Raw genomic sequence first — 21,525 nt, 5'->3', positions numbered from 1 at the left:
TTGGCTGAAAAAACTTAACATTATTTAATAATTTGCAAAGATTAGCTATAATTGTTTACAGGTGCTGGTTGGGGAACTTTTTATAAATCACCCGATCGGATGAGTCTGAAAGACGATGCCAAGCATCAGCAAAAATTTTACCTTTAAGGTAATCCTGAGATTAAATTAGGTGAGTCGGTATGATCGTTAGCCCTAAAAAGGAAACTGCTCAGGTCAAGGTGGAAGATACTCAGACTGTAGACACCAAGACCGCAGAGACCAAAATTGCAGATAAAAAAACCGCCCAAAAGCAGTCTCCGAAGAAACCCGCGCGCAAACCGCAGCGGTGGGCGATTGGGTTGGTTGCAGCCGGGTTGCTAGCTGTACCGACCACTATATATATAGCAAAAAGTCGATCGCAGCCGAAAGTAGATGCGATCGCCACTATGACAGTGCCGGTGGAAGCGCAAAACCTCACGGTGCGGATCACGTCCAGCGGGACGGTGCAGCCCGTACAGCGCGTGAATCTCAGCCCCAAAGGCTCCGGCCGGATCGCAGAATTATTTGTCGAACAGGGCGATAAAGTCGAAGCAGGACAAATCGTTGCCCGCATGGAAAGTCGCGATGTAGAAGCTCAACTAGCTCAAGCTAAAGCCCGCGAAGCCAGCGTGCGAGCAAAACTCGCCAAAATTGAAGCAGGGAATCGATCGGAAGACATCGCCAGCGCCCGAGCGCGCTTAGATCAAGCCGAAGCCAGTCTGGCGCAAGCCCAAGCCGGCAGCCGCGTTGAAGAAGTTGCAGGAGCCAGAGCCCGCTTGCAGCAAACTCAAGCAGGGTTGCAGCGACTGCGAGCCGGCAGCCGCGTTGAAGAAGTCAGCCAAGCGCGAGCTCGTTTAGCCCAAGCTCAAGCTCGTTTAGCAGACGCTCAAACCGGCAGTGTCAAACAAGAAATTGCCCAAGCACAAACGCAAATTGACTCGAGTAAAGCCCAAGCCGAATTAACAGCTCAACGGGTAGAACGCAATCGACCGCTAGTGGAAGAAGGTGCTTTGGCTAAAGATAAACTCGATGAATTAATTAAAGAAAATCGTACAGCCCAAGCTAAATTAATAGAATCTCAAAGACGCCTGCAACAACTACAAGAAAATCGGCTGTCGCAAATTCAGCAACTGCAAGCTGCTGTGCAAGTCGAGCAGCAAGCATTGAACCAATTGCAAAACGGCACGCGATCGGAAGAAATTGCCAAAGCAGAAGCAGAAGTTGCCGAAGCTAAAAGCAAATTAGCGCAAGTAGAGAACGGCAACCGTCCCGAAGAAATCGCCAAAGCCGAAGCAGCAGTTGCTGAAGCCAAAAGTCAATTGGACGCACAAGAAAACGGTTCTCGCCCCGAAGAAATAGCTCAAGCTAAAGCTGAATTAGAGGAAGCTCAAGCTCAAGTTCGCTTTCAAGAAGTGCAGTTAGAAGATACGAAAGTTCGCGCTCCTTTTGCGGGAATTATTACCCAAAGATACGCCATCCAAGGAGCTTTTGTAACTCCGGCCACTTCGGCCTCGGAAGCTACTTCGGCAACTTCGACATCGATTGTCGCTTTAGCTAGAGATGTGGAAGTTTTGGCGAAAGTCCCGGAGGCTGATATTAGCCAAATTAAACCGGGGCAAGAAGTTGAAATAGTGGCTGATGCTTATCCAGATAAAGTGTTTAAAGGTCGCGTTAAGTTAATTGCGCCGGAAGCTGTTAAGGAACGGGATGTGACGCTATTTCAAGTGCGAGTTGCCATTGATACAGGCAAAGAGTCGCTGCAATCGGGGATGAATGTAGATTTGCGATTTGTTGGTCAAAAGTTGAGCAATGCTTTAGTTGTGCCGACGGTGGCAATTGTGACTAATAAAGGTCAAACGGGTGTGCTAGTTCCGGATGAGAAACAACAGCCGAAGTTTAAGCCTGTTACGGTTGGCTCGACTATTGGCAACAAGATTCAGATTTTGGAGGGTGCAAAAGCGGGCGATCGCGTTTTTACCGAACTTCCTCAAGGTAAAAAATTAGAGGATATTATCAAGAATCAGAAATAGGGCATAGGGCATAGGGCATAGGGCAGAAGGCATTACCAATTGTGAATTGCAAATTGGTTGTTTGTTATTTGTTATTTCATGATTGCTCCTTTTTCCCTCTTCCCTCTTCCTTCTTCCTTCTTCCTTCTTCCTTCTAAAAATTATGGATATTGTTGAAAGCGTCAAAATGGCAGTCACAACTTTGATGGCAAACAAGCTTCGCAGCACCTTGACGATGTTAGGAATTATCATAGGCAATGCTTCTGTCATTTCGATGATCGGTATTGGGGAAGGAGCTCAAACATTTATCGAAGGACAGGTTAACTCTCTGGGTTCAAACTTGCTATTTATTATTCCCGGAAGTCCTGAAGCGCAAAGCCGCCCGGTGATTCCACCTCAGACTTTAGTAGTGGAAGATGCAGAGGCGATCGCATCTCAAGTACCTTCTGTCCAAGAAGTCGCACCAACTCTTAATGATAGTCAAATCGTTACTTACCGCAATAAAAATGTCTCATCTTCCATTGTCGGAACTACCCCAGAATTTCTGACAGTTAGAAGCTTTGATGTCGGTCAAGGTCGATTTTTAAGCAAATTAGATTTAGAAAGACAAGAAAATGTGGTTGCTTTAGGATCGGAAGCAGCAGAACAATTGTTTGGCAATACACAGCCAGTTGGTCAATACATTCGCATCAAAAATTCTAGCTTTCAAGTGATTGGAGTCATGCAGGCGAAAGGTTCAACTTTTGGCGACAATCAAGATATGAACGTTTATTTGCCGCTGACAACAATGGCAAATCGGATCGTAGGTCGCTCGTCTCCCTACGGTACAAAAGTAACATTTATTTCGGTGGCTATTAAAGATGAAACTATGATGCAAGCTGCCCAATTTCAAATAGAAAATTTGCTCAGATTGCGTCATAAAATTACTAAAGAGGATGATTTTACTGTTCGAAATCAGAAAGAGTTAATGAAAACTTTGGGCAACATTACTGGTGGTTTGACGTTGATGTTGGCTTTCGTGGCGGCAATTTCGCTGTTTGTCGGCGGCATTGGGATTATGAATATTATGCTGGTTTCTGTTACCGAACGCACTAAGGAAATTGGACTGAGAAAGGCGATCGGAGCTTCTCAGCAAGATATCCTGATTCAGTTTATGATAGAGTCTGTGATTTTGTCAGCAGCAGGCGGGGCGATCGGCACTGGATTCGGTATCGGCGGCGTGCTTTTAGTAGCTGCTTTTACTCCCCTGCAAGCTAGTGTTTCCCCAATGGCGATCGCACTTGCAGTCGGTGTTTCCGGCAGCATCGGCTTATTTTTTGGCATCGTACCTGCAAAACAAGCTGCTAAATTAGACCCGATTGTGGCATTGAGAAGTGCTTAATTAGTTTGTTGACGGTTGGCTGTTGACTATTGACTGTTGACTGTAGTAATTAATTATTAACTGTGTCATTTTCGCTGTGCGCCGCCATCCCAATGCCCTGGGATTGTGACGCACAGCAAACCATGACATAGGGCTTTCTTCCTTCTTCCTTCTTCCTTCTTCCTTTTTAACTAATTATGAATTTTATTGAAAGCGTCAAAATGGCCGGTCAAACGCTACTAGCCAACAAAACTCGCAGCAGTTTAACAATGATCGGGATGATTGTCGGCAACGCCTCAGTAATTGCCATGATTGGAATTGGAGAAGGAGCTCAAAAATTTGTAGCAGGACAAGTTCAATCCCTCGGTACAAATGTATTAATCGTGAGGCCTGGAGTTCCCAACGCTAGGCGAAGTACCATCTCAAGTGCCCCTCAAACACTGATATTAGAAGACGCAAAGGCGATCGCAACTCAAGTCCCATCCGTTCAAGGCGTGTCAGCAGAACTTAACAGTTCCGAAATTGTTCGCTACAGCAACAAAAATGTTTCGTCTCTAATTTTTGGCACGATTCCCGAATTTCTAGAAGTCAGAAGCTTTGAAATGGCAAAAGGGCGGTTTTTGACCGAACTAGATGTTAAGCAAAGTAACCAAGTTGTGGTTCTCGGTTCAGAATTAGCAGAGAAACTTTTTGGTAATACAAATCCCTTGGGCGAACAGGTGCGTATCCAAAATGTCAGCGTCAAAGTAATTGGAGTATTGGCGCCCAAAGGCACATCTTTTGGTACGAATTTTGACAATTCCGCCACTGTGCCGATCACCACAATGGCCAATCGCATAGTCGGGCGCAAATCTCCCTACGGTTTGGCTGTCACGTCGATATTTATTTCGATTAAAGATGAATTGCAAATGGACGCGGCGCAATTTCAGGTGGAAAACTTGCTGAGATTGCGGCACAAAATTACTACCGAAGATGACTTTACTGTCAGAAATCAGAAAGATTTAATGGCAAGAATGGGGGCCATTTCCGGCGCTTTGACTCTGATGTTAACTGCTGTTGCCAGCATTTCCCTATTAGTCGGTGGCATTGGGATTATGAACATTATGCTGGTGTCCGTCAGCGAACGCACTCAGGAAATTGGGCTCAGAAAGGCGATCGGCGCCTCCCACCAAGATATCTTATTTCAATTTATTGTCGAAGCTGTGATTTTATCTGCTGCCGGAGGGATAGTCGGTACTTGCGTAGGTGTCGGCGGTATCTTGCTTGTAAGTAATTTCACGCCCTTGCAAGCTGGAATATCACCCGTGGCGATCGCCCTTGCGGTCAGTGTATCCGGTGCAGTCGGCCTCTTCTTCGGCGTTGTTCCCGCCCGCCAAGCAGCCAAACTCGACCCGATCGCAGCTTTGAGAAGTGCTTAATCAACATATACTTATTCAGTTACACAATCCGCACCTTTTATGCTGGTAAAAATTATCTTTATCTAAAGATAAAAAAAACCGTTTTTTTATAAAAAATTAACAACGTTGCAGTATCTAATGCAGTTTCAATGTCTGTATTTTTACGCAAATTCAAAGCGCAAAACTTCATAAAAAGCCCGTTAAATATTAAATAAACCTTGGTTGTGGCGTTTACTTATCAACCAGAAAGTTTAATAATATTAAATCAGGGGTAAACACACCTAAGCATCTACAGACGGTAGGAACCTTTGCGCTTTAATCAAAATATCCAATAAATAAACATGGCATCCCTGAACCCCAGTTCTAAATTTGACTATCTCGAAGGAACCATCCAACCAGACAGATTTAACGCCTTGGATGGCAACGACATAATTTATGCCAACAGCGGAGACGACTATCTCGAAGGCGATGCAGGCAAAGACAAAATCTGCGGCGACCAAGGCAACGATACGATTGTTGGTGGTGCAGACAATGACATCCTCTGGGGAGGCAAAGGCAGCGACCTAATTAGTGGCGATTCCGGCAACGATCTCATCTACGCAGGCGTAGGTAGCGATACCATCAGCGGCGGCACAGGCGATGATATATTTGCCATTGCTAAAGGCAGCGGTGGCCCAACTGTAGCTACAGCCGACTACATCGCCGACTTCGGCAACGGCAATGACAAAATTCGATTGCTAGACGGCCTCAGCTTTGAAGATTTAAACATCGAGCAAGGCACCGGCGCCAACAGCAACAGCACTATAATTCAAGACAAACTCACGGGCGAGTATTTAGTAGTATTGGCGGGAGTCAACAGCAACACAATCAACCGCGACCAATTCACAAATCAGCTATCGGGAAACCCTGTCATTGAGTGGAACGGAGTCATGCTGAATGCAGTGCGGACAGCCAGTACCGCGCCTCCCCTCGCCTCCCGCAACATGGCAATGGTTCACGCAGCCATTCACGATGCTGTTAACTCGATCAGCAAAAAATACAGCCCTTACCGGGTCAACATAGATGCACCAGCAGGCACATCAGCAGAAGCCGCGACAGCAGCCGCAGCCCACCGCACCCTAGTCAGCCTCTACCCAGCGCAAGCAGCGACATTCAACGAAGTATACGCATCGTCTTTAGCTAAAATTACCGATGGCAAAGCTAAAGAAGACGGGATTGCCCTGGGACAGCAAGTTGCCGACCAAATTATCAGTTTGCGGAGTACAGACGGCATCACGAAAGTAGTGCAGTACACCCCCAAAACCGAACCCGGTAGTTGGATGCCGACTCCCCCTGCCCTTGCGGCCGCGCTGGCACCACAGTGGGCAGAAGTTACTCCCTTTGCCATGACTAGCGGTTCTCAGTTCCGCCCGGCCGGCCCGCCCGCCCTTGACAGCGCCAAGTACGCAGAGGAAGTTAACTACGTCAAAGAAATCGGCAAAAGTGACAGCCTCACGCGCACCCCAGACCAAACACAGATCGCCAAATTCTGGGCCAACGGCGCTGGGACGTTTACGCCTCCGGGCCACTGGAATCAAATCGCCGAAGAAACAGCAACTCTCACCGCCACATCCCTGGAAGATAGCGCCCGCTTGTTTGCCCTGCTGAATATTGCTCTCGCCGATGCAGCTATTAGTTGCTGGGATACCAAGTATGAGTACAACTTGTGGCGGCCGGTGACAGCTATTCGCCAAGCAGACACAGACAACAATCCCAACACGACAGCCGACCCCCTATGGACTCCGCTGATAACTACTCCGCCGTTCCCTGAGTACACATCGGGTCACAGTACCTTTAGCGGTGCTGCAGATCCTGTTATGAGTTCTGTATTTGGTTCGGATTACGGCTTTGCCGATCGGGGAGATCCATCTGTCAACAGTTTGCGAACCTACGAGAACTTCAGCGAAGCGGCCGACGAATCGGGCATGAGTCGCATTTACGGAGGCATCCATTTCATGAGTGCTAACGTAAATGGCTTGAGTGCGGGTAGAAATGTGGGGAACTATGTTGTCCAGAATTTCTTAGTGTAGGAAACTAGCAGTCTCAGATAGTTTTATAGTGAGGACTTCAGTCCTCACTATGGTTTTTGGTTTTTCAGAAAAAAACTCCTTACTACCCTCGCAACGTTGCTAATTTGATGGTGAATTTAGTAGCAAGCCTAATTCTTATACATACCCGGCTCAAAAGCTATGTATGTATGACATAGAGGCTCCTATTTACACTTTTAATTAATTCGGATTTCCGCCGTCAAACTCACCTTCAGAAACAGTCTATGTTGACCGTTACACTCGTCCGCGTCGAATTTGCGTTATATAGCGTTTTGTATGGCAATTCCCTGTGGTTAAACCCACATTCCGCAGTTCTTAACATAGTCAAAAATATGTTGACGATCAAACGTCATCCTAGGAATTTAATTGCCAACATATTCTCGATAGTTAATGACTATTGAGGACAAAAAAACACTCCTTAATAAAAACTAATATTTCTACATATCAGCGCAATAATTGTAGACAAATAATTACAGCCATTTCTTACCAAAAAATCCCCAATTAGTGTTAAAACCTGCGGAATGTGGGGTTAAACCTATCCATAGGATTGTTGCCTGAGTCCTATGAATTTTCTTTGAGTATCATTAAAAAACTTTGCGATTTCAGGGTTGAAACTTTTTCCATAGTAAAATATACCTATTGAGCTGACCAGGAGCATCTGATTATGAGTGGTTCCAGCAGTGACGGTAATTTTTTCGATCTAACTCCCAATTCTGATTTCTTCAGGCTAACCCCAGGACTTTTAAATCCCTTCACCAGAGGACTGCGGGCTTTAGAAGGTAATGATACTGTGATTGGTTCGGTATCTCCAGAATCGATCGATGGCGGTGGCGGTCAGAATTTCCTGTTAGGAGGTAGCGGTAACGATTCCCTATTGGGCGGGAACTTTGATGACTTCATCTCTGGCAACTTTGGGAACAATACCCTCGTTGGAGGTCAAGGAACAGACTCGCTGCACGGTAGTCAAGGCAGCGACATACTTACAGGTTCTGATGACCAAGACAGTTCGGTTAGCAACTTGGGTGGAGACACGCTAATTGGTGGTAGTAGCAATGACTCTTTTGTACCCCAAACCGAACGAAAAGCAGCAGCAGTAGGATTAACAGACCTCGGTACCCTGAAAAATTCAATTAGCCGGAATGGCTTCATAGGTGAAAACGACACCGAAGATATTTACACTTTCACCACTGACACAGCCAGTAGTATCACATTGAGACTCAGCGGTTTGAGTGCGGACGCTGATTTATTCTTGGTGAGGGATACTAATGGCGATGGTAGCCCAATGGGAGAGGCATTCTCTGCCTCCCCCTCCCTAAATCTTGGAATTCTGCCAGAAGTAATTGAAAATCGCTTTTTAGTACCGGGTAGATACTTTGTCTACGTTCAACAGGGTGTACAGGGAGCGAACACCAACTACAACCTGGATATAACTTTCAAGCCAATTCAGTTCTTGCTTAACCAAGCGACTTCTCTGCGCACATTCAGCAGCGAAGTCAAGGGTTCCGGGGACGGCTTTGTTAATGAAAACCAACCTGCGAAACTCTACAAATTCGATCTCCCACAGCCCAGCAACCTTCAAGTCAACTTGCGGGGAATATTTCCAGGTACAGATGCGGATTTAGTGCTGTTTCAGGATGTCAACAATAACAACAAGGTTGATTTTGGTGAAATTCTTGGCGTTCCTCAACAGCAAGGCAACAATCGAGAAGAAATTTTCTTTAGGGGTTTATCAGCAGGTACTTATTATCTCGGAGTCAACCCTTTTGTAGGCAGCACACCCTACAACCTCAGCATCTTAGCTGCACCGGCAACAGCAGATAAGTTCAACAGCTTGTTTGGCGATGGACTGGTGGATGCAGCAGCGGCCGTTGCGGCTGCTACTGGTAAACCGTTGGATGCTGCGAACCCGCTCACCAGTGCAGCTAAATTCAATAACATAGGGGAATTAAACCAGATCGATGTTGCCCCAGCCTGGAAAGCAGGATACACGGGTAAAGGAGTTGTGGTTGCGGTACTGGATAGTGGTGTTGACTTGAGTCATCCCGATTTACAGAGCAATATCTGGCGGAATCCTAAAGAAATTCCGGGGAATGGTATTGATGACGATCTCAACGGAGTTCCTGATGATGTAAATGGGTGGGATTTTGTGAATGGCGATGCTACTGTCTCCCCAGATTCAAACGATCAGCGTGGGTATCACGGAACTGCCGTAGCAGGAATCATTGGGGCCCACAGAAATGGAATTGACATCAATTCTCCCAGTAACCTCGTGGAGATGAATGGGGTTGCTTATGATGCTCAGATTATGCCGATTAGAGTGGGACTTTCTACAGATATAAATCCTGCAAAAGTCGCTGATGGCATTTTTTATGCGGTAAACAATGGCGCAAATGTGATCAACATGAGTTTGGGTGGACCAACCGCCAACTGGTATAAAGTACGGCAAGCTTTAGAATATGCCAGACAACGCGGAGTTTTTGTAGTGATGTCAGCGGGGAATGACAGGGACAAACTCAACCCTAGCGAACCAAGTTTTCCAGCATTTTATGCTTTCGATAATTTGGGAATAGCTGTCGGAGCAGTAACAACTCCAGGCAAACAGGTGACAGTTTTTTCCAATCCTGCGGGTTCGATACCAATAAATTTTGTGGTTGCTCCAGGCCATGACGGCTTATCTACAGCTCCAATTACACCGGAAAACGTAGAAGGTTATGACCCTCAATTTAGCGGAACCTCTATGGCTGCTCCCTATGTTGCGGGTGTAGTTGCTCTAATGCTTCAGGCGAATCCAAAGTTAACTCCTGACCAAATTTTGGAATTTCTGACTACAACAGCAAAACCTGAAGGAATTACCCCGGAAGTTAATTAGACATAATTAACAACTATTGGGAAATTTCTCGAACCCCGGTTTCTCCAAGAAACTGGGGTTTTGAGGATGTACACAGGACTTACGCACGGCCCAGAAACCGGGTTTTTTCGAGTCTCTTCGCTGCCGCCCGCCGAAACCGTAAAAAACCCGGTTTCTAAGCATCGCAGCGGGTGGTCAGAAACCGGGTTTTTGCCCAAGAATATGTTACAGATGGCAGAAGCTGCCAAAAACCCGGTTTCTTGGGTTTTTATGCGTAAGTCCTGGTACATTATTTTTATTCGAGCAATTCTACAGTGCCGAGATACCCATCTACTCGGACTTTTTGACCGTCTCGCAAGCGAGTTGTAGCTTCAGAAATATTCATAACTGCGGGAATTTTGTACTCGCGAGCGATTATGGCTCCGTGAGACAATTGGCCCCCAACTTCGGCGATAATTGCTGTTGCTCCTAATAGCAGCGGTGCCCAACCTGCATCGGTGTATGGGACTACTGCGATCGCATTTTCTCCTAAATCCGTGCTCGCGGTGCGGCAAATCTTGACAAAGCCTTCGACACGGCCAATACTTGCCGGAATTCCCTGCATGATATTAGTTTCCGATGTTGCGGAGTCGATCGCCCTTTTCTGAGAATTTGGCAGCAAATTGCCGTAGACTACAGGGGGAATCGGGCGATCGCGATCGGCTACCAGGCGATCGCGCCTTTCCCTAATTTTATCCTTAAACGAAACACTTGCACCGCTACGAATCCACTGCTGAATTTCCCCAAATTCCAGATAAAAAATATCCCCGCTTTCCTGAAACACCTGCATTGCCAATCCGCAAGCTTCAATCTCCAAAAAAGTCCAGCGTAGATGAGCCAACAACCGCGCGTAAATTTCGCTAATTTCGTTTTTGACAAGCGCTCTTTCTTGACATTTATCTAATCGCCACTTCTGCGAAAAAGTCAATCCTATTTCACGTTTTTCAGCTAAATAAGGTTCGGCTTTTTGAGCCATAGTTATTAGCAACTTTTGATAAATTTCCGGTTGTTCTCGCCAAGTAGGAACAGCAATATCCGTTCCCACCTCGCTCAAATATCCGTAAATATCAAGCCACTTTTCAAACTCTGCTTGTAAACCCGGAGTTTCCGCAAATGTCTGTGCTAAATGTGCGACTGAAACAGTTGCGTCAGGCTGCGAAAAAGCAGCTTGCCGCAATTTCTGAGCCAACTGCTGTAAAGCTCGCACCGAAGCAATTTCAGGAGCGCTGTCATTAGCCAGCCAGTCATCATTAACACGAAAAATTGCCTTGCGAATAGCCAGCCCGATCGGCCCTAATATGTTGTAGTAAGTAATCGGTTTCAGCCACTCCTGAATTTGCTCCGCTCTCTCCAACAATTCCGTTAAATATTGATAATCGGGCATTGGGAATTGGGCATTGGGCATTAATATTTCTTCTTCCCTCTTCCCTCTTCCCTCTTCCTTCTTCCTTCTTCCCTCTTCCTTCTCCAAACTTTGCAGTGCCGGGAGGAAAATAGAAGTACGATCGCCCTTAAATTCTGCATTCAGCGCCCTCTCCCGCTGCACCAAACGCCACAAACCGGGCAAAGAAGGCAAAATCTTCCCCAAAGGCGGCTTGCCCATTTTTTGCCCTCTCAGCAAAAATTCCAAACCCTGCTCCGGCAATCCCATCATCCGAAAAATTTCGCCCAACAAAGTCGCATTAAAATAGGCGTGAGAACCGAGCAAAGTTGCCGTTTCATTAAAGTTTAAGCCACTGGCGCGATCGCCCAAAACCACCTGAAAAATCTCTCCCCAAACCCCGCAAGTCAGCGGCCGATTAATCGACCAAGTTAGGGGACGAATTGCACCGGGAATCACTTCCGCTGCAATTGTTCGCGTCCAGAATGGCTGCAAATTAGTAATCGGGCGACTTTGCAAAATCCAAACTTTTTCCCCGTCCCAACTCCACTCAATATCCTGCGGTATTCCGTGAAAAAATGCTTCAATCGCTTGGGCTTGTTTCACCAATTCTGTTAAAATCGATTGAACACTAATTGAATTACTTTGAAGTTCAGTTAATTTTTTTTCTAATAATTCAGGTTGACTAAAATCAATTTCTAAATGAACCGGAGTACATTGTCCGCCGACAACAGCTTCGGCTCCTCCCGGTAAAGCTTCTATAATTACCTGGGAACCACCATCTAAAGGATTGCGGCTGAACATGACTCCCGCAAATTGGCTGTCAATATAAGGCTGAATTAATACAGCCATTTGGGTGTCGGGTAATTGTCGCTGTCGGCGGTAAGCCACAGCTTCGGAAGTCCAATAAGACTGGCGGCAGCGATTAATGCCGTCGAGCAATTCTGCTTCAGTGAAAACAGGGCCAATAGTTTGATATTGTCCAGCCGCTGAACTAAGATCGCCGTCTTCTCCCGCAGCAGAAGAGCGCACAATCATTCGATTTTGGATTTGGGATTTTAGATTTTGGATTACAGAATTACTGATTAACAGTCGATCGGCATTTTCGTCATCTCTTCTTCCTTCTCCCCTCTTCCCTCTTCCTTCTTCCCTCTTCCCTCTTCCCTCTTCCTTCGATGGCAATATAAAACCCGCAGGTACGTTAAAACCTGCGCGTTTGAGTTGAGACAATTTAGCCGCTTTATCACCGCAGATTGCAGCATCTAAGGAGTCATCAAGAGAAAACAATTGCTCTGATTTAGATAAAGCCATATCATCACCCTGATTGAAATTAATTGCTGCTAACAACAAAGCTAATCCTGTTGCTGCTAAAAATTCGGGCATTGATTGTCCCCACACCCAAACCCAGATAGGAGTACACAGACACCCGCAACGGGAAGCAAAGAGTCTCGCCCGATCGCCCTCACCCCACCAGCGCTGTGCCAAACCCCACACCAGCAGCCCCCAAATGCCCGATGATACAGCCACCGGCGGCGAAAATACCAAAAGACCCCAAACAGCGTTAGTCACGCCTCCACCTCGGGAGATCGCATATCTGCCCGCAACTAGAGGAATTAACAGGGCGATCGCGAGCGCAGGTGCATCCGGGAAGCAAAATCGCCCCGCCAAAACCGGCAAAATACCCCTGGCAATTTCCGCCAACACCGCAGCAATTCCCGCTAATTTCCCGCCGTGAATGAAAGCAGCAGACACACCCACATTCCCCGTACCCAGCGCCCTCAAATCTCCGCGGGTAAACACTCGCACCGCCCATCCCGTTAGCGGTAAAGCACCCAGGCTGAAACTAGCAGCCAACAGCAATGCTATTGTCGGCAACGGCATAAAATCAGCTCTCCTATTTTCAAGCTCTAACCATTATGACGGCAATTCTGTCACTTTTTCTGTCTTCAGATATATCAACAAAAGGGCATTAGCACTTAAGATAATGTAAAAGTAGAGTAGATAAGGATTTAGCCTAATGATAGATATCAGCTTGACCACCCCCATAGCAGTTGTTGTTGCACCCATCAGGCAAGTAATGATTGAGCTGCTGATGCAGCAGCCAGTGCCGGAATCAAGTGTCAGCTTGACGGCTCCAATCGCAGTTCTTGTTGTTGGCTTTATTGCCGCAGTTACGATCGGCTCGATCGCCTGGTACAACTCCAAGCGCCCCCCCGGTTGGGAATCCAAAGAACGCCCTGATTTTGTACCCAAAGTTGATAAAGACGATTTGATTGCTGAAGTTTCTGAGTCACAGAAAAAATAGAATAAAGCTGTTTTAGCTCGAAAAAAGCTTTGAGAGGAATAGGAATTACCCTTGCAGATCGATCCCGTAGGGTGCGCCTTGGCGCGCCTTACGCTATGTAGAAAGGCTTTGAGTGAATCGTTTTAATTGGCCGAAAGCACTAATGTCAATAAACTGAGCGCTCATCCCACGATCGATCGCTTTATTTACATTGATGCAAGATATCATTAGATAGATTTAATCATAGAAATTTATAAGTTGACTACAGCTTGGAAGTTCTCTTGAGATTCAGCCTCTTTTGGGGGGCTGCGTTTGAGATATCTCACCACTTTTTCGTAAATTTGAATGCTCAGGCGATCGCCCCGACGATTATTTTCCAGTTTTATGTCATAAGTTGGTTTTTTCGACGTATGGGCAATCGCTCTAAACCAATGCGGCGGCTTGATGTGGTGACTTGTTTTCTACGCCTAATTCCGTCCGCTTCAAAACCAACAGCGTAATATCATCAAACACTTTTTGAGTGCCGATATGTCCCCGTAAATCGTCAATCACCGCTTGCTTAATTTCTTCAGCCGACAAATGCCAGTTTTGGCGAATGACTTCACACATCTGCTCAACGCCATACTGTTTTTTCTTAATGTCTTTTGCTTCAGGAATACCATCGGTATATAGCACTAAACCATCTCCGGGCTGTAGTTCCATTGAAATGTGACTGATGAAATCAGCAATATCATCGTCGAGGGCGATGGGGAAGCCTAAATCCATTGTGTCGATACGTTCTACCAGTCCGCCAAGGCGCACAATGATTGTTTCTTCATGTTGTCCGCTAATACTGACTTGTCCTTGGGAATAATTTAAAATCGCTAGGGTGAGACTTTTCTCAGATTTCATGCGCTGCACATTTTTGTAGAGGGTGCGGTTGAGCGCATCTAGGAACCGAACCGGATCAGTTTCGCGGATTTCCTTGAGGGTACGAACGGCTGTTTGCGCCATCAGCATCAAGATACCGCTTTCGAGTCCATGTCCAGTAACATCACCGATGCCAAGAGTGACAACACCATCAGTGTTTAAGACATCATAGTAGTCGCCTCCAACTTCATCAGCAGCAGCCATGTATGCAGCAATATCTAGTCCTTCAATTTCCAGTTCAGAAGCATTGGGCAGAATCATCTGCTGCATTTGACGCACGATATCCAATTCCGCACCCATGCGGAGATTGTCTTCCTTGAGTCTCTCGTTGAGGGTATCTAACTTTTGCGCGGAGTCCGCCAGTTGCTCTATGGCTTGTTCGAGTCGATCGGATTGTACCGATATCGATTGGTCAAAAACATCAAGCAACTGCCTCAAAGTCCCTACCTGGGATCTAAGCTGCGCTATCTCCTGCTCAGTGTTTCTTGTGAATATTTGCTTAGAGGCTGTAGCAGATTCATCTTTTTTTTGAGCGAAGACAGCTCCTCGATCGAAGGGCAGCAGTGCTGTCTTTACGTTCAGCGCCAGAGTGCTGAACATCTGAACCGTGCTAATAGGAATCTGGACTTTCAAGAACATGATAATTGCAAACATATTGCCTGAAGGTAATAGACCACCAAACCCCAACACAGACTTGATTCCGAAGGGAATCACAAAGGAGTCTTGAGCGGGAATATAGGGGCTGCCAATCGCTTCAGGTACATAAAAGACGTTGTATTTCCTCTGCTCGATTTCTACCAAAAGATTCGGGTCAGGGTTGATAACTGTTTTTATATCTAAGCCGAGCTGTCTGATGAGTTGTGAGATCATCGGTATCTGAGCGACTACAGATTCGCTTGCCAGCGGAATAGCCTTATGTCCAACGGATGTGTGTCTTGAGTTCCATTCCGTTTGTTCTCCTACTGTTGCCAGTGCAGTCATGCACTTCATGGCAGGCCAAGGGGGATAGTCGCCCAACATACTACGGGCATACTCGGCAAGTTCGACTTCTAAGTCTTCATAAGGGTGAGTTTTGAACAAACGGACTAGGGCGCAGGATTTTTCACCAGTTGGCTTAGTACAGAAATTTTCGTAAAGATACCTAACAATTCTGTTACTCGCCTCTTCCATACTTTCAACCCCCAATCCGAACTGGCGTAGAGCCAACCCGCATTCCGCCATGTCCCTTAAAGTGAATCTCGTCAAGTCGTACATCGGACTTCCTTATAGATTTAGAAATAACGGCAACTAAGAAAGACAGTGCCACAATCCAGTAATTATTGTGCATTTCGGCAGGTACTCGCATCGCCGCCATGCCTATATAAAGCATACTTCCAATGCCAGAGCCCATGAGAATACCGGGGATTAACAATGAGAACCTGCGTGCAAAGCCTCGATGCAAGCTGTAGAAGACGATACCAGATGCAATCGCTGCGGCAAGCCAAGAGACAATCACAAGGGGTAAATTGTAGGCGATCGCTACTGGTAGGTGATAAGCGAGCATTCCTATAAAGTGCATTGCCCAGATGCCCGTTCCCATTGTCAAAGAACGACAAATTAACCAATCTAAGCAAATATTTTTACCATTTTTTCGAGTCATTCTCTCTGTTAATTATAAGGTGGTATAGGAGGTCATAATGGCAATAATGATGGAAAAAATGACGAGCAAAAAATCGTATTTAACTACCATTAATAGATTAGTATACTAAAAAATTAAACTGTGACGATGGCTTGGAAGTTCTCTGGAGATTCAGCCTCTTTTGGGGGGCGGCGTTTGAGATATCTCACCACCTCTTCGTAAATTTGACTGCTAAGGCGATCGCCCCGCCGACCATTTTCCCGTTTCCTGTCATCAGTTTATTGTTTTGAGGTATTGGCGATCGCTCTAAACCAATGGGGCTGCTTGAGGCGGTGACTCTGTTGCTACGCCTAATTCCGTCCGCTTCAAAACCAACAAAGTGATGTCATCAAACACTTGTTGATTGCTGATATGTCGTCGCACATCCTCAATCACCGCTTGCTTGATTTCTTGGGCCGATAAATGGCAGTTTTTGCTAATAACTTCACATATCGGCTCAACACCATATTGTTTTTTATTAATGTCTTTTGCTTTGGGAATACTATCGGTATATAGCACTATACCATTTCCTAGCTGTAGCTCAATTGAAATCTGACTGATGAACTCAGCAATGTCATCGTGGAGGGCGATAGGAAAAAGTTTTCCCTCGCAAGCGACACCAATCTGTCGGGAGAGATCAGGGCAAAACTTCTGATATAGAAAGATTCAATAACACCCTGATGCCAATGACTTCTGGCTATTGTAATAAAAACTCGGTCATTTTATAAAAAGCTTTCCAATCATGTGGGAGCTATCGGGTATTTTATCCATCATTACAATCCTTCTTTACGCCTAAAAGTGTTTAGGGTTTTTCCTTGAGCTGTAAAATAATTTTAAAATTTAAGTTTTGTAACGGAACTTTCGTTGACATCTTCAGCTAATTCACTCCGAACAAATGTCGAGTTTAGCACAGTTAGTCGCTGGAGTCGCTCACGAAATCAACAACCCAGTCAGTTTAATTTATGGTAAAATAGTTCATGTTAATCAATATGTTTGAGATTTATTAAACCTGATTGAAATTTACCATAAATACTGTCGGCAATTCGCAGCATAAATCCCAGAAAAGGTAAAATATATTGCTCTGCATAATCTCAAAAAAGTATAAAAAGCGTAAATTTTGTTAAGTAGATAGCAGATATATAGCCTTTCTCAGAAAGATGAGGTACTATAGGGCATAGGGCATAGGGCATAGGGCATACCTCACTTTTTTGAGAACCGCTGTACAAGCATTTATCTAGTTTCAATAAATTATATTATTTATGTAGGGGCTAATTTCAGACAGCCCCTACATCATTTTTGGTTCTGCTAGCTTATTTTTGCAGCGGATTGAGTTTCGTAACTGAGCTTTCCTTGGCATCTTCAGCGCTATCTTTCAGGAAACCAGAAGCATCCTTAAAGGCGGCGCCTACTCTCTCTAAAATATTGGCATCGGGATCGCTGCGATCGAATACGGGTTGAGCCTTAGCCGGCTGTCCGTCTGGCGCTTCTAACAGACTTTTATCTCCGCCGAGTTCGAGGTCGAACTTGTCAGTTTCCAGGGGTGCAGAGCCCGGATAAAGCAGCTTTGAGGAATTAGATTCAGCGGTAGTCGATGCCAGGAGACGATCGCCCACGATCGACAAATCCGCCCGATTCTTTTCTGCTTGAGCAGGCGACTGATTTACTTTAGGATCGGTGGATGTTTTATAATTCGTGTATCCATCACCGCCACCCTTGTGAGGGTTATTCATTCCTCCAGCTTGAACGGGAGGATTCTCAGGCCGAGCACCTCGAACATCGCCCGAATTGCAAGCGGTGCTGGTAAACAGCAACAAACCGGCCATACATACAGTCAAAAATTGAGTCAAAAATTGACCGTTACGCAGTTTTTTCAAAAAAGAAGTTACAGTGTTCACAAGAAGTTCCCAATTTTTAACTACTACTTGTTAAGAGTAAAAGTAAACTACCCCTGCCTGCCTCTAACGGCGGTGATATTTTGCTGCGGGTTGCTATCGACTTTTTTATAACTTTAGAGGGATTTCATAAACTGCAGAGATTTTTCCAGAGCAAAGCATAATGGTAGGGTGCGCCAGTTCCAATAGTTGCTGGAATGGAAGAGCTTTTTTGTTTCTGACACACCCTAGAAGCTGCTAAGGATCGCGAATTAAATAACTTACAATTTTAATTGTTATTGTGGGACGGGCGGAACGCCCATCCCACAAACTTGTGGAAATTATTTAATTCTCATTCCTAATTAGGGAATTGTTCGACTTTCGCTTCAGCTTGCAAAGTCAGCACGCCCGGTTCCACATTTAGCTGCTGAATTCGCAGGGACATTCCCTCAATTTCAAAATTTCGCAAGTTTAAAACTTCACCAGCTTTGTTCGCCAAAGCTTCAGTTAACTCAGGCGAAAATTCGTTGTTTTCAGGATACTCGACATCCTGAAGAGAAATTGCCCAACCCCCCGCTGCGATCTGAGGCTTTGCTGTAAAATAAATTTTTTCAGTTGAGGTAGTTTCCCGCACCACTACCTCAGCATTTAAAGCGATTTTTCCGTCTAGCAATTGGCACTCAATAGTTTTAACGTCTATTGTCTGCTGTTGTCCCTCAACAGTAACTTTTAAATTTTTAAGTTTCCTGCTGATGTATTCGGAATTAAAAGCGCGGTTGATATCGCTTTCTGTTAAAACTGCGCGTGCCGCACCGAAGGCAGGGCCGTTCAGTTCAAGTTTGCCAAACATAGCGGTCAGGGGATTGACAGCAATATCCTTTATGTGAATTTGCAAATCTTCCACACGCAAATCTTGTTGCATTACCAATCCTGTACCTTCAACCGCAACGGCCTCTACTGATCCCTGGGCTAGCTGGATCGGATCGGTGTTGACTGTGACAGACAAAGTTTCGGATTCGTCTAATTTGCTAGCAATAGCAATCTCGGCTACTTTGTCGATCGCCTGTTCACCTAAACTTCTATTTTGTTGAAGCACGCTCAGAATTCCTAATAATATTGTTTAAAAAATAGTAGTTAATACTTAAGTCATTTACCGTCTTCCTCTCGGCAGGTTTCTCGTCTGAAAAAAACTCAGCCAAAGACAGAGGGTTTCTAGAAAATTGCTAAAATTAATCAGGTACTCTTCGGCGCACTCTACATTGACTCGGTTGCGAAGCGGTGAAAACTCAAAAACTCGGACTTTTGCCCAAAGTCTTTTCTAGAAGTTCGATCGCCCGCTACAATAAGTAAGAGCCGGCACCGCTTTTTGCAATGAATTCAGAATCAACTCTCGCTAGACTACAAGCTACACTTCCCGACGGAAAACTGCCTTCTAGCTACGGGGTATACTTCAAAAACACCCTAGTAGCCCTATGTCACGCCCTAGAAGACCACATTTTGCAAACCAGTGGCGGGGAAAAGAGCGAGCTCCAACCCTTAGTTTTGGTAACGTTTCAGCAGGGTAAATGGTATTTACAGGAAGCCGATCGCTACCTAGATATTGCTAATGCCTCTCGGTGCGTTGTCATCGGTGCAGTAGCCGACAGCGGTTTCGCTACCCACAAAACGGGTCAATTAGAAAATGTATCTTTAATAAATCTCGATGAGAGCGACCCCCTAATCCAAGAATGGAATTTAATCATCGTCGCCCCCACATACAAAGCAATGGTGCTTTGCCGCGAACTTTCAGCCGAGGAATACTTGCCCGAGGGCAAGCCAGAAGTCGATACAGAACGAAAGTTCTACGGTTTGTGGTCGTTTGACCAGTCTTTGGTGTCGGCCTCGGCAGAAATTTTTATAGAACAGACGCGACATTACAACTCCCCGCTAGCCGACAGTTTGCTGGAAATGTACCACGAAATCCTGGCAACCAAAGGCCCGCCCTTGGCAGATATTAGTGGCGTGGTATCGCGGATAGTCACTTACCTGCAAAGTTCTCAGCAGCAAATGGTGGCAATTAACCGCCAAACCCGCGAATTGTGGGAATTGGAAGGTCAAGCTTTGCGCGTCAGCCGCAATTTGAACGCTAACAAACTTCAAGCTTTTCTGCGGATGGCCCAGCGCGTAGACGAACGCGATACCGCAAATCCTACAGCGTCTTTGCAGGTGGCGGCTTTGTCGGAAACTTTGGGTCAACTACTCGATTTGCCGGCTTTGCAGTTGCGGAGGCTGCGGCTGGCTGGATTGCTATTTCGAGTCGGCTTAATTTCGGCCCCGAATGAGGTGTTCGATCGCACTCCCGATGCTTTCGACCAAGCAACTTTATCATTTTGGCGCGATCGCAGTTTCATTGGTTCCCAACTGCTGCAAGCAATGCCGGAACTAGCACCTGTGGCGGAAATTGTCAAGCATCAACTCGAATATTGGGATGGCAGCGGCAGGCCAGAGGGTTTGCGAGCCGAAACCATACCCGTTGCTTCGCGGATTTTGGGGTTGGTCGCTGATTTTCAAGAATTGACTCAACCCCGTGGGGAGCGTGCGGCTTTGAGTTTGAGCGAAGCTTTGGAACAGTGCCGCGAACTGTCGGGCACTCGCTTCGATCCGGCTTTGGTGGAAACTCTCAGCAACGTCGTCAGGCTGGCAGAAATGGGTTTGATGCAGTTACCGAACCGCCCCAGCCAACTGCCTAACGTGTGGCTGGAGGATTTGGGCGATCGAACGACCGCGGCAGCTCCGGCATTATAAAATAACTAGATTGGTAATGGGCGATCGGTAATTGGTAATTGGGAACTTGTACAGAGCTTGTGCTGAGCGCAGCCGAAGTGCCTAGCCGAAGTATTGGGCATTTAAAACTCAGCACAAAATCTGTTCCAGCACTACAAAAAATCAAAAATCAGCCTGTGCTTGCTAAGCGCACCCTACCACTGGGAGTTGTGTCCGCTGCCTGTCTGTGCGCTAATGACTGATGACTAATGACTAATGACTAAAAAATAATGACTAATGACCTCGAAGCGATACGCAAAGGCAAAATTTTGATGTTGGCCGGCACTGATTTAGCCGGCAAAGACTTAGCGGGAGCCGATCTCGCCGATGCTAACTTGTCTCAAGCCAACTTGAGTGGAGCTAATCTTGCCGGCGCTAACTTGCAGCGGGCCGTATTGCGAGCCAACCTCCGTGGCGCTGACTTGAGCGGCGCGGACTTGCGAGGCGCAGATTTTCGCAATGCCGATTTGCGGGGAGCTTCCTTCGCTAACGCTTTAGTCCGCGACGCAAGTTTTGGGGGTGCTTTTTTGACGGGAGCATCCATCGGCAATTTGGATTTGAGCGGTGTCGATTTTCGCGGCGCTGATTTGCGGGGCGCTGCTTTGGCTCGGGCAATTTTGCACTCCGCCGATTTGAGCAATGCCAATTTGTCAGGCGCTGATTTGTCGGGAGCTGACTTGGAAGAAGCGATCCTGAATGGAGCCGTACTGCGCGGCGCTAACCTGACGGGGGCTAATTTGCTTTGCGCCATGATCGAACAAACCCTTTGGGATGGAGCGTTGCTCGACCGCGCCTGTCTCCAAGGTACCCCCCTGAGCCTTTAAATTTCAACAATGTTGTTTTGAAGACAGACAAAAAACAAT

General features: G+C 46.2%; 14 protein-coding genes. 8 read left to right on the top strand and 6 right to left on the bottom strand.

The features are described from left to right. The first annotated feature begins 179 nt into the window (after positions 1–179). The 5 genes from QUA90_RS18265 to QUA90_RS18245 all read left to right on the top strand — a co-directional run bounded on the left by QUA90_RS18265 (position 180) and on the right by QUA90_RS18245 (position 9,740). On the top strand, positions 180–2,048 hold the full coding sequence (locus QUA90_RS18265) for an efflux RND transporter periplasmic adaptor subunit (RefSeq protein WP_333446942.1): 1,869 nt from the start codon (positions 180–182) through the stop codon (positions 2,046–2,048). 142 nt (positions 2,049–2,190) lie between these two features. Then, positions 2,191–3,408, top strand: a complete 1,218-nt coding sequence (locus QUA90_RS18260; RefSeq protein ID WP_333446940.1) for an ABC transporter permease — start codon at positions 2,191–2,193, stop codon at positions 3,406–3,408. A 176-nt stretch (positions 3,409–3,584) separates the two neighbouring features. Beyond that, entirely contained in the window at positions 3,585–4,805 is a 1,221-nt protein-coding gene (locus QUA90_RS18255; RefSeq protein WP_333446938.1) for an ABC transporter permease, read from the top strand. A gap of 320 nt (positions 4,806–5,125) precedes the next feature. Then, a complete protein-coding gene (locus tag QUA90_RS18250; protein WP_333386747.1) occupies positions 5,126–6,853 on the top strand; it encodes a chemotaxis protein CheB in 1,728 nt (575 codons plus the stop codon). Between the two features lie 682 nt (positions 6,854–7,535). Further along, positions 7,536–9,740 (top strand): S8 family serine peptidase, encoded by a 2,205-nt coding sequence (locus tag QUA90_RS18245; protein ID WP_333386744.1) that lies wholly within the window; start codon positions 7,536–7,538, stop codon positions 9,738–9,740. Between the two features lie 274 nt (positions 9,741–10,014). Here QUA90_RS18245 and QUA90_RS18240 read toward each other — a convergent pair whose 3' ends face one another. Further along, positions 10,015–13,020 carry a glycerol-3-phosphate acyltransferase gene (locus QUA90_RS18240; RefSeq protein WP_333446936.1) on the bottom strand — a complete coding sequence of 1,002 codons (3,006 nt, stop codon included), beginning with the start codon at positions 13,018–13,020 and terminating at the stop codon, positions 10,015–10,017. A 211-nt stretch (positions 13,021–13,231) separates the two neighbouring features. On the opposite strand from QUA90_RS18240, the gene psb35 reads away from it, so the two are divergent. Then, positions 13,232–13,444, top strand: coding sequence for a photosystem II assembly protein Psb35 (gene psb35, locus QUA90_RS18235; protein ID WP_333386843.1), 213 nt, complete (start codon positions 13,232–13,234; stop codon positions 13,442–13,444). A 402-nt stretch (positions 13,445–13,846) separates the two neighbouring features. Here the strand turns inward: psb35 and QUA90_RS18230 are convergent, their stop codons facing one another. The 5 genes from QUA90_RS18230 to QUA90_RS18210 form a co-directional block, all read right to left on the bottom strand. Continuing rightward, the gene (locus QUA90_RS18230; protein ID WP_333446934.1) at positions 13,847–15,502 is read right to left on the bottom strand and encodes a SpoIIE family protein phosphatase; all 1,656 of its coding nucleotides are present in this window, start codon (positions 15,500–15,502) and stop codon (positions 13,847–13,849) included. 4 nt (positions 15,503–15,506) lie between these two features. Next, the gene (locus QUA90_RS18225) at positions 15,507–15,971 is read right to left on the bottom strand and encodes an MHYT domain-containing protein (protein ID WP_333332052.1); all 465 of its coding nucleotides are present in this window, start codon (positions 15,969–15,971) and stop codon (positions 15,507–15,509) included. Between the two features lie 285 nt (positions 15,972–16,256). Beyond that, positions 16,257–16,535, bottom strand: a complete 279-nt coding sequence (locus QUA90_RS18220; RefSeq protein WP_333386840.1) for a SpoIIE family protein phosphatase — start codon at positions 16,533–16,535, stop codon at positions 16,257–16,259. Between the two features lie 764 nt (positions 16,536–17,299). After that, positions 17,300–17,884: a DUF6658 family protein gene (locus QUA90_RS18215; protein WP_333332055.1), complete on the bottom strand. Its 585-nt coding sequence runs from the start codon at positions 17,882–17,884 to the stop codon at positions 17,300–17,302. Between the two features lie 334 nt (positions 17,885–18,218). Further along, entirely contained in the window at positions 18,219–18,956 is a 738-nt protein-coding gene (locus QUA90_RS18210; protein ID WP_333386731.1) for a DUF2993 domain-containing protein, read from the bottom strand. A gap of 275 nt (positions 18,957–19,231) precedes the next feature. Here QUA90_RS18210 and QUA90_RS18205 point away from each other — a divergent pair, with 275 nt between their 5' ends. Both QUA90_RS18205 and QUA90_RS18200 read left to right on the top strand, forming a co-directional pair. Continuing rightward, a complete protein-coding gene (locus tag QUA90_RS18205; RefSeq protein ID WP_333446932.1) occupies positions 19,232–20,644 on the top strand; it encodes an HD domain-containing phosphohydrolase in 1,413 nt (470 codons plus the stop codon). Positions 20,645–20,892: 248 nt separating this feature from the next. Continuing rightward, the gene (locus QUA90_RS18200) at positions 20,893–21,486 is read left to right on the top strand and encodes a pentapeptide repeat-containing protein (RefSeq protein WP_333084477.1); all 594 of its coding nucleotides are present in this window, start codon (positions 20,893–20,895) and stop codon (positions 21,484–21,486) included. Positions 21,487–21,525: the final 39 nt, after the last annotated feature.

Origin of the sequence: Microcoleus sp. D3_18_C4 (assembly GCF_036702355.1) — a bacterium.
GTDB lineage: Bacteria > Cyanobacteriota > Cyanobacteriia > Cyanobacteriales > Microcoleaceae > Microcoleus.
The sequence above is the reverse complement of the archived record's forward strand: the minus strand, read 5'-3'. Positions and strand labels throughout refer to the sequence as shown.

Excerpts from the sequence above, each read along its gene's own strand:
- QUA90_RS18265 (WP_333446942.1), top strand. The coding sequence starts at position 180 with ATGATCGTTAGCCCTAAAAAGGAAACTGCTCAGGTCAAGGTGGAAGAT.
- QUA90_RS18260 (WP_333446940.1), top strand. The coding sequence starts at position 2,191 with ATGGATATTGTTGAAAGCGTCAAAATGGCAGTCACAACTTTGATGGCA.
- QUA90_RS18255 (WP_333446938.1), top strand. The coding sequence starts at position 3,585 with ATGAATTTTATTGAAAGCGTCAAAATGGCCGGTCAAACGCTACTAGCC.
- QUA90_RS18250 (WP_333386747.1), top strand. The coding sequence starts at position 5,126 with ATGGCATCCCTGAACCCCAGTTCTAAATTTGACTATCTCGAAGGAACC.
- QUA90_RS18245 (WP_333386744.1), top strand. The coding sequence starts at position 7,536 with ATGAGTGGTTCCAGCAGTGACGGTAATTTTTTCGATCTAACTCCCAAT.
- QUA90_RS18240 (WP_333446936.1), bottom strand. The coding sequence starts at position 13,020 with ATGCCGTTGCCGACAATAGCATTGCTGTTGGCTGCTAGTTTCAGCCTG.
- psb35 (WP_333386843.1), top strand. The coding sequence starts at position 13,232 with ATGCAGCAGCCAGTGCCGGAATCAAGTGTCAGCTTGACGGCTCCAATC.
- QUA90_RS18230 (WP_333446934.1), bottom strand. The coding sequence starts at position 15,502 with ATGGAAGAGGCGAGTAACAGAATTGTTAGGTATCTTTACGAAAATTTC.
- QUA90_RS18225 (WP_333332052.1), bottom strand. The coding sequence starts at position 15,971 with ATGACTCGAAAAAATGGTAAAAATATTTGCTTAGATTGGTTAATTTGT.
- QUA90_RS18205 (WP_333446932.1), top strand. The coding sequence starts at position 19,232 with ATGAATTCAGAATCAACTCTCGCTAGACTACAAGCTACACTTCCCGAC.
- QUA90_RS18200 (WP_333084477.1), top strand. The coding sequence starts at position 20,893 with ATGACTAATGACCTCGAAGCGATACGCAAAGGCAAAATTTTGATGTTG.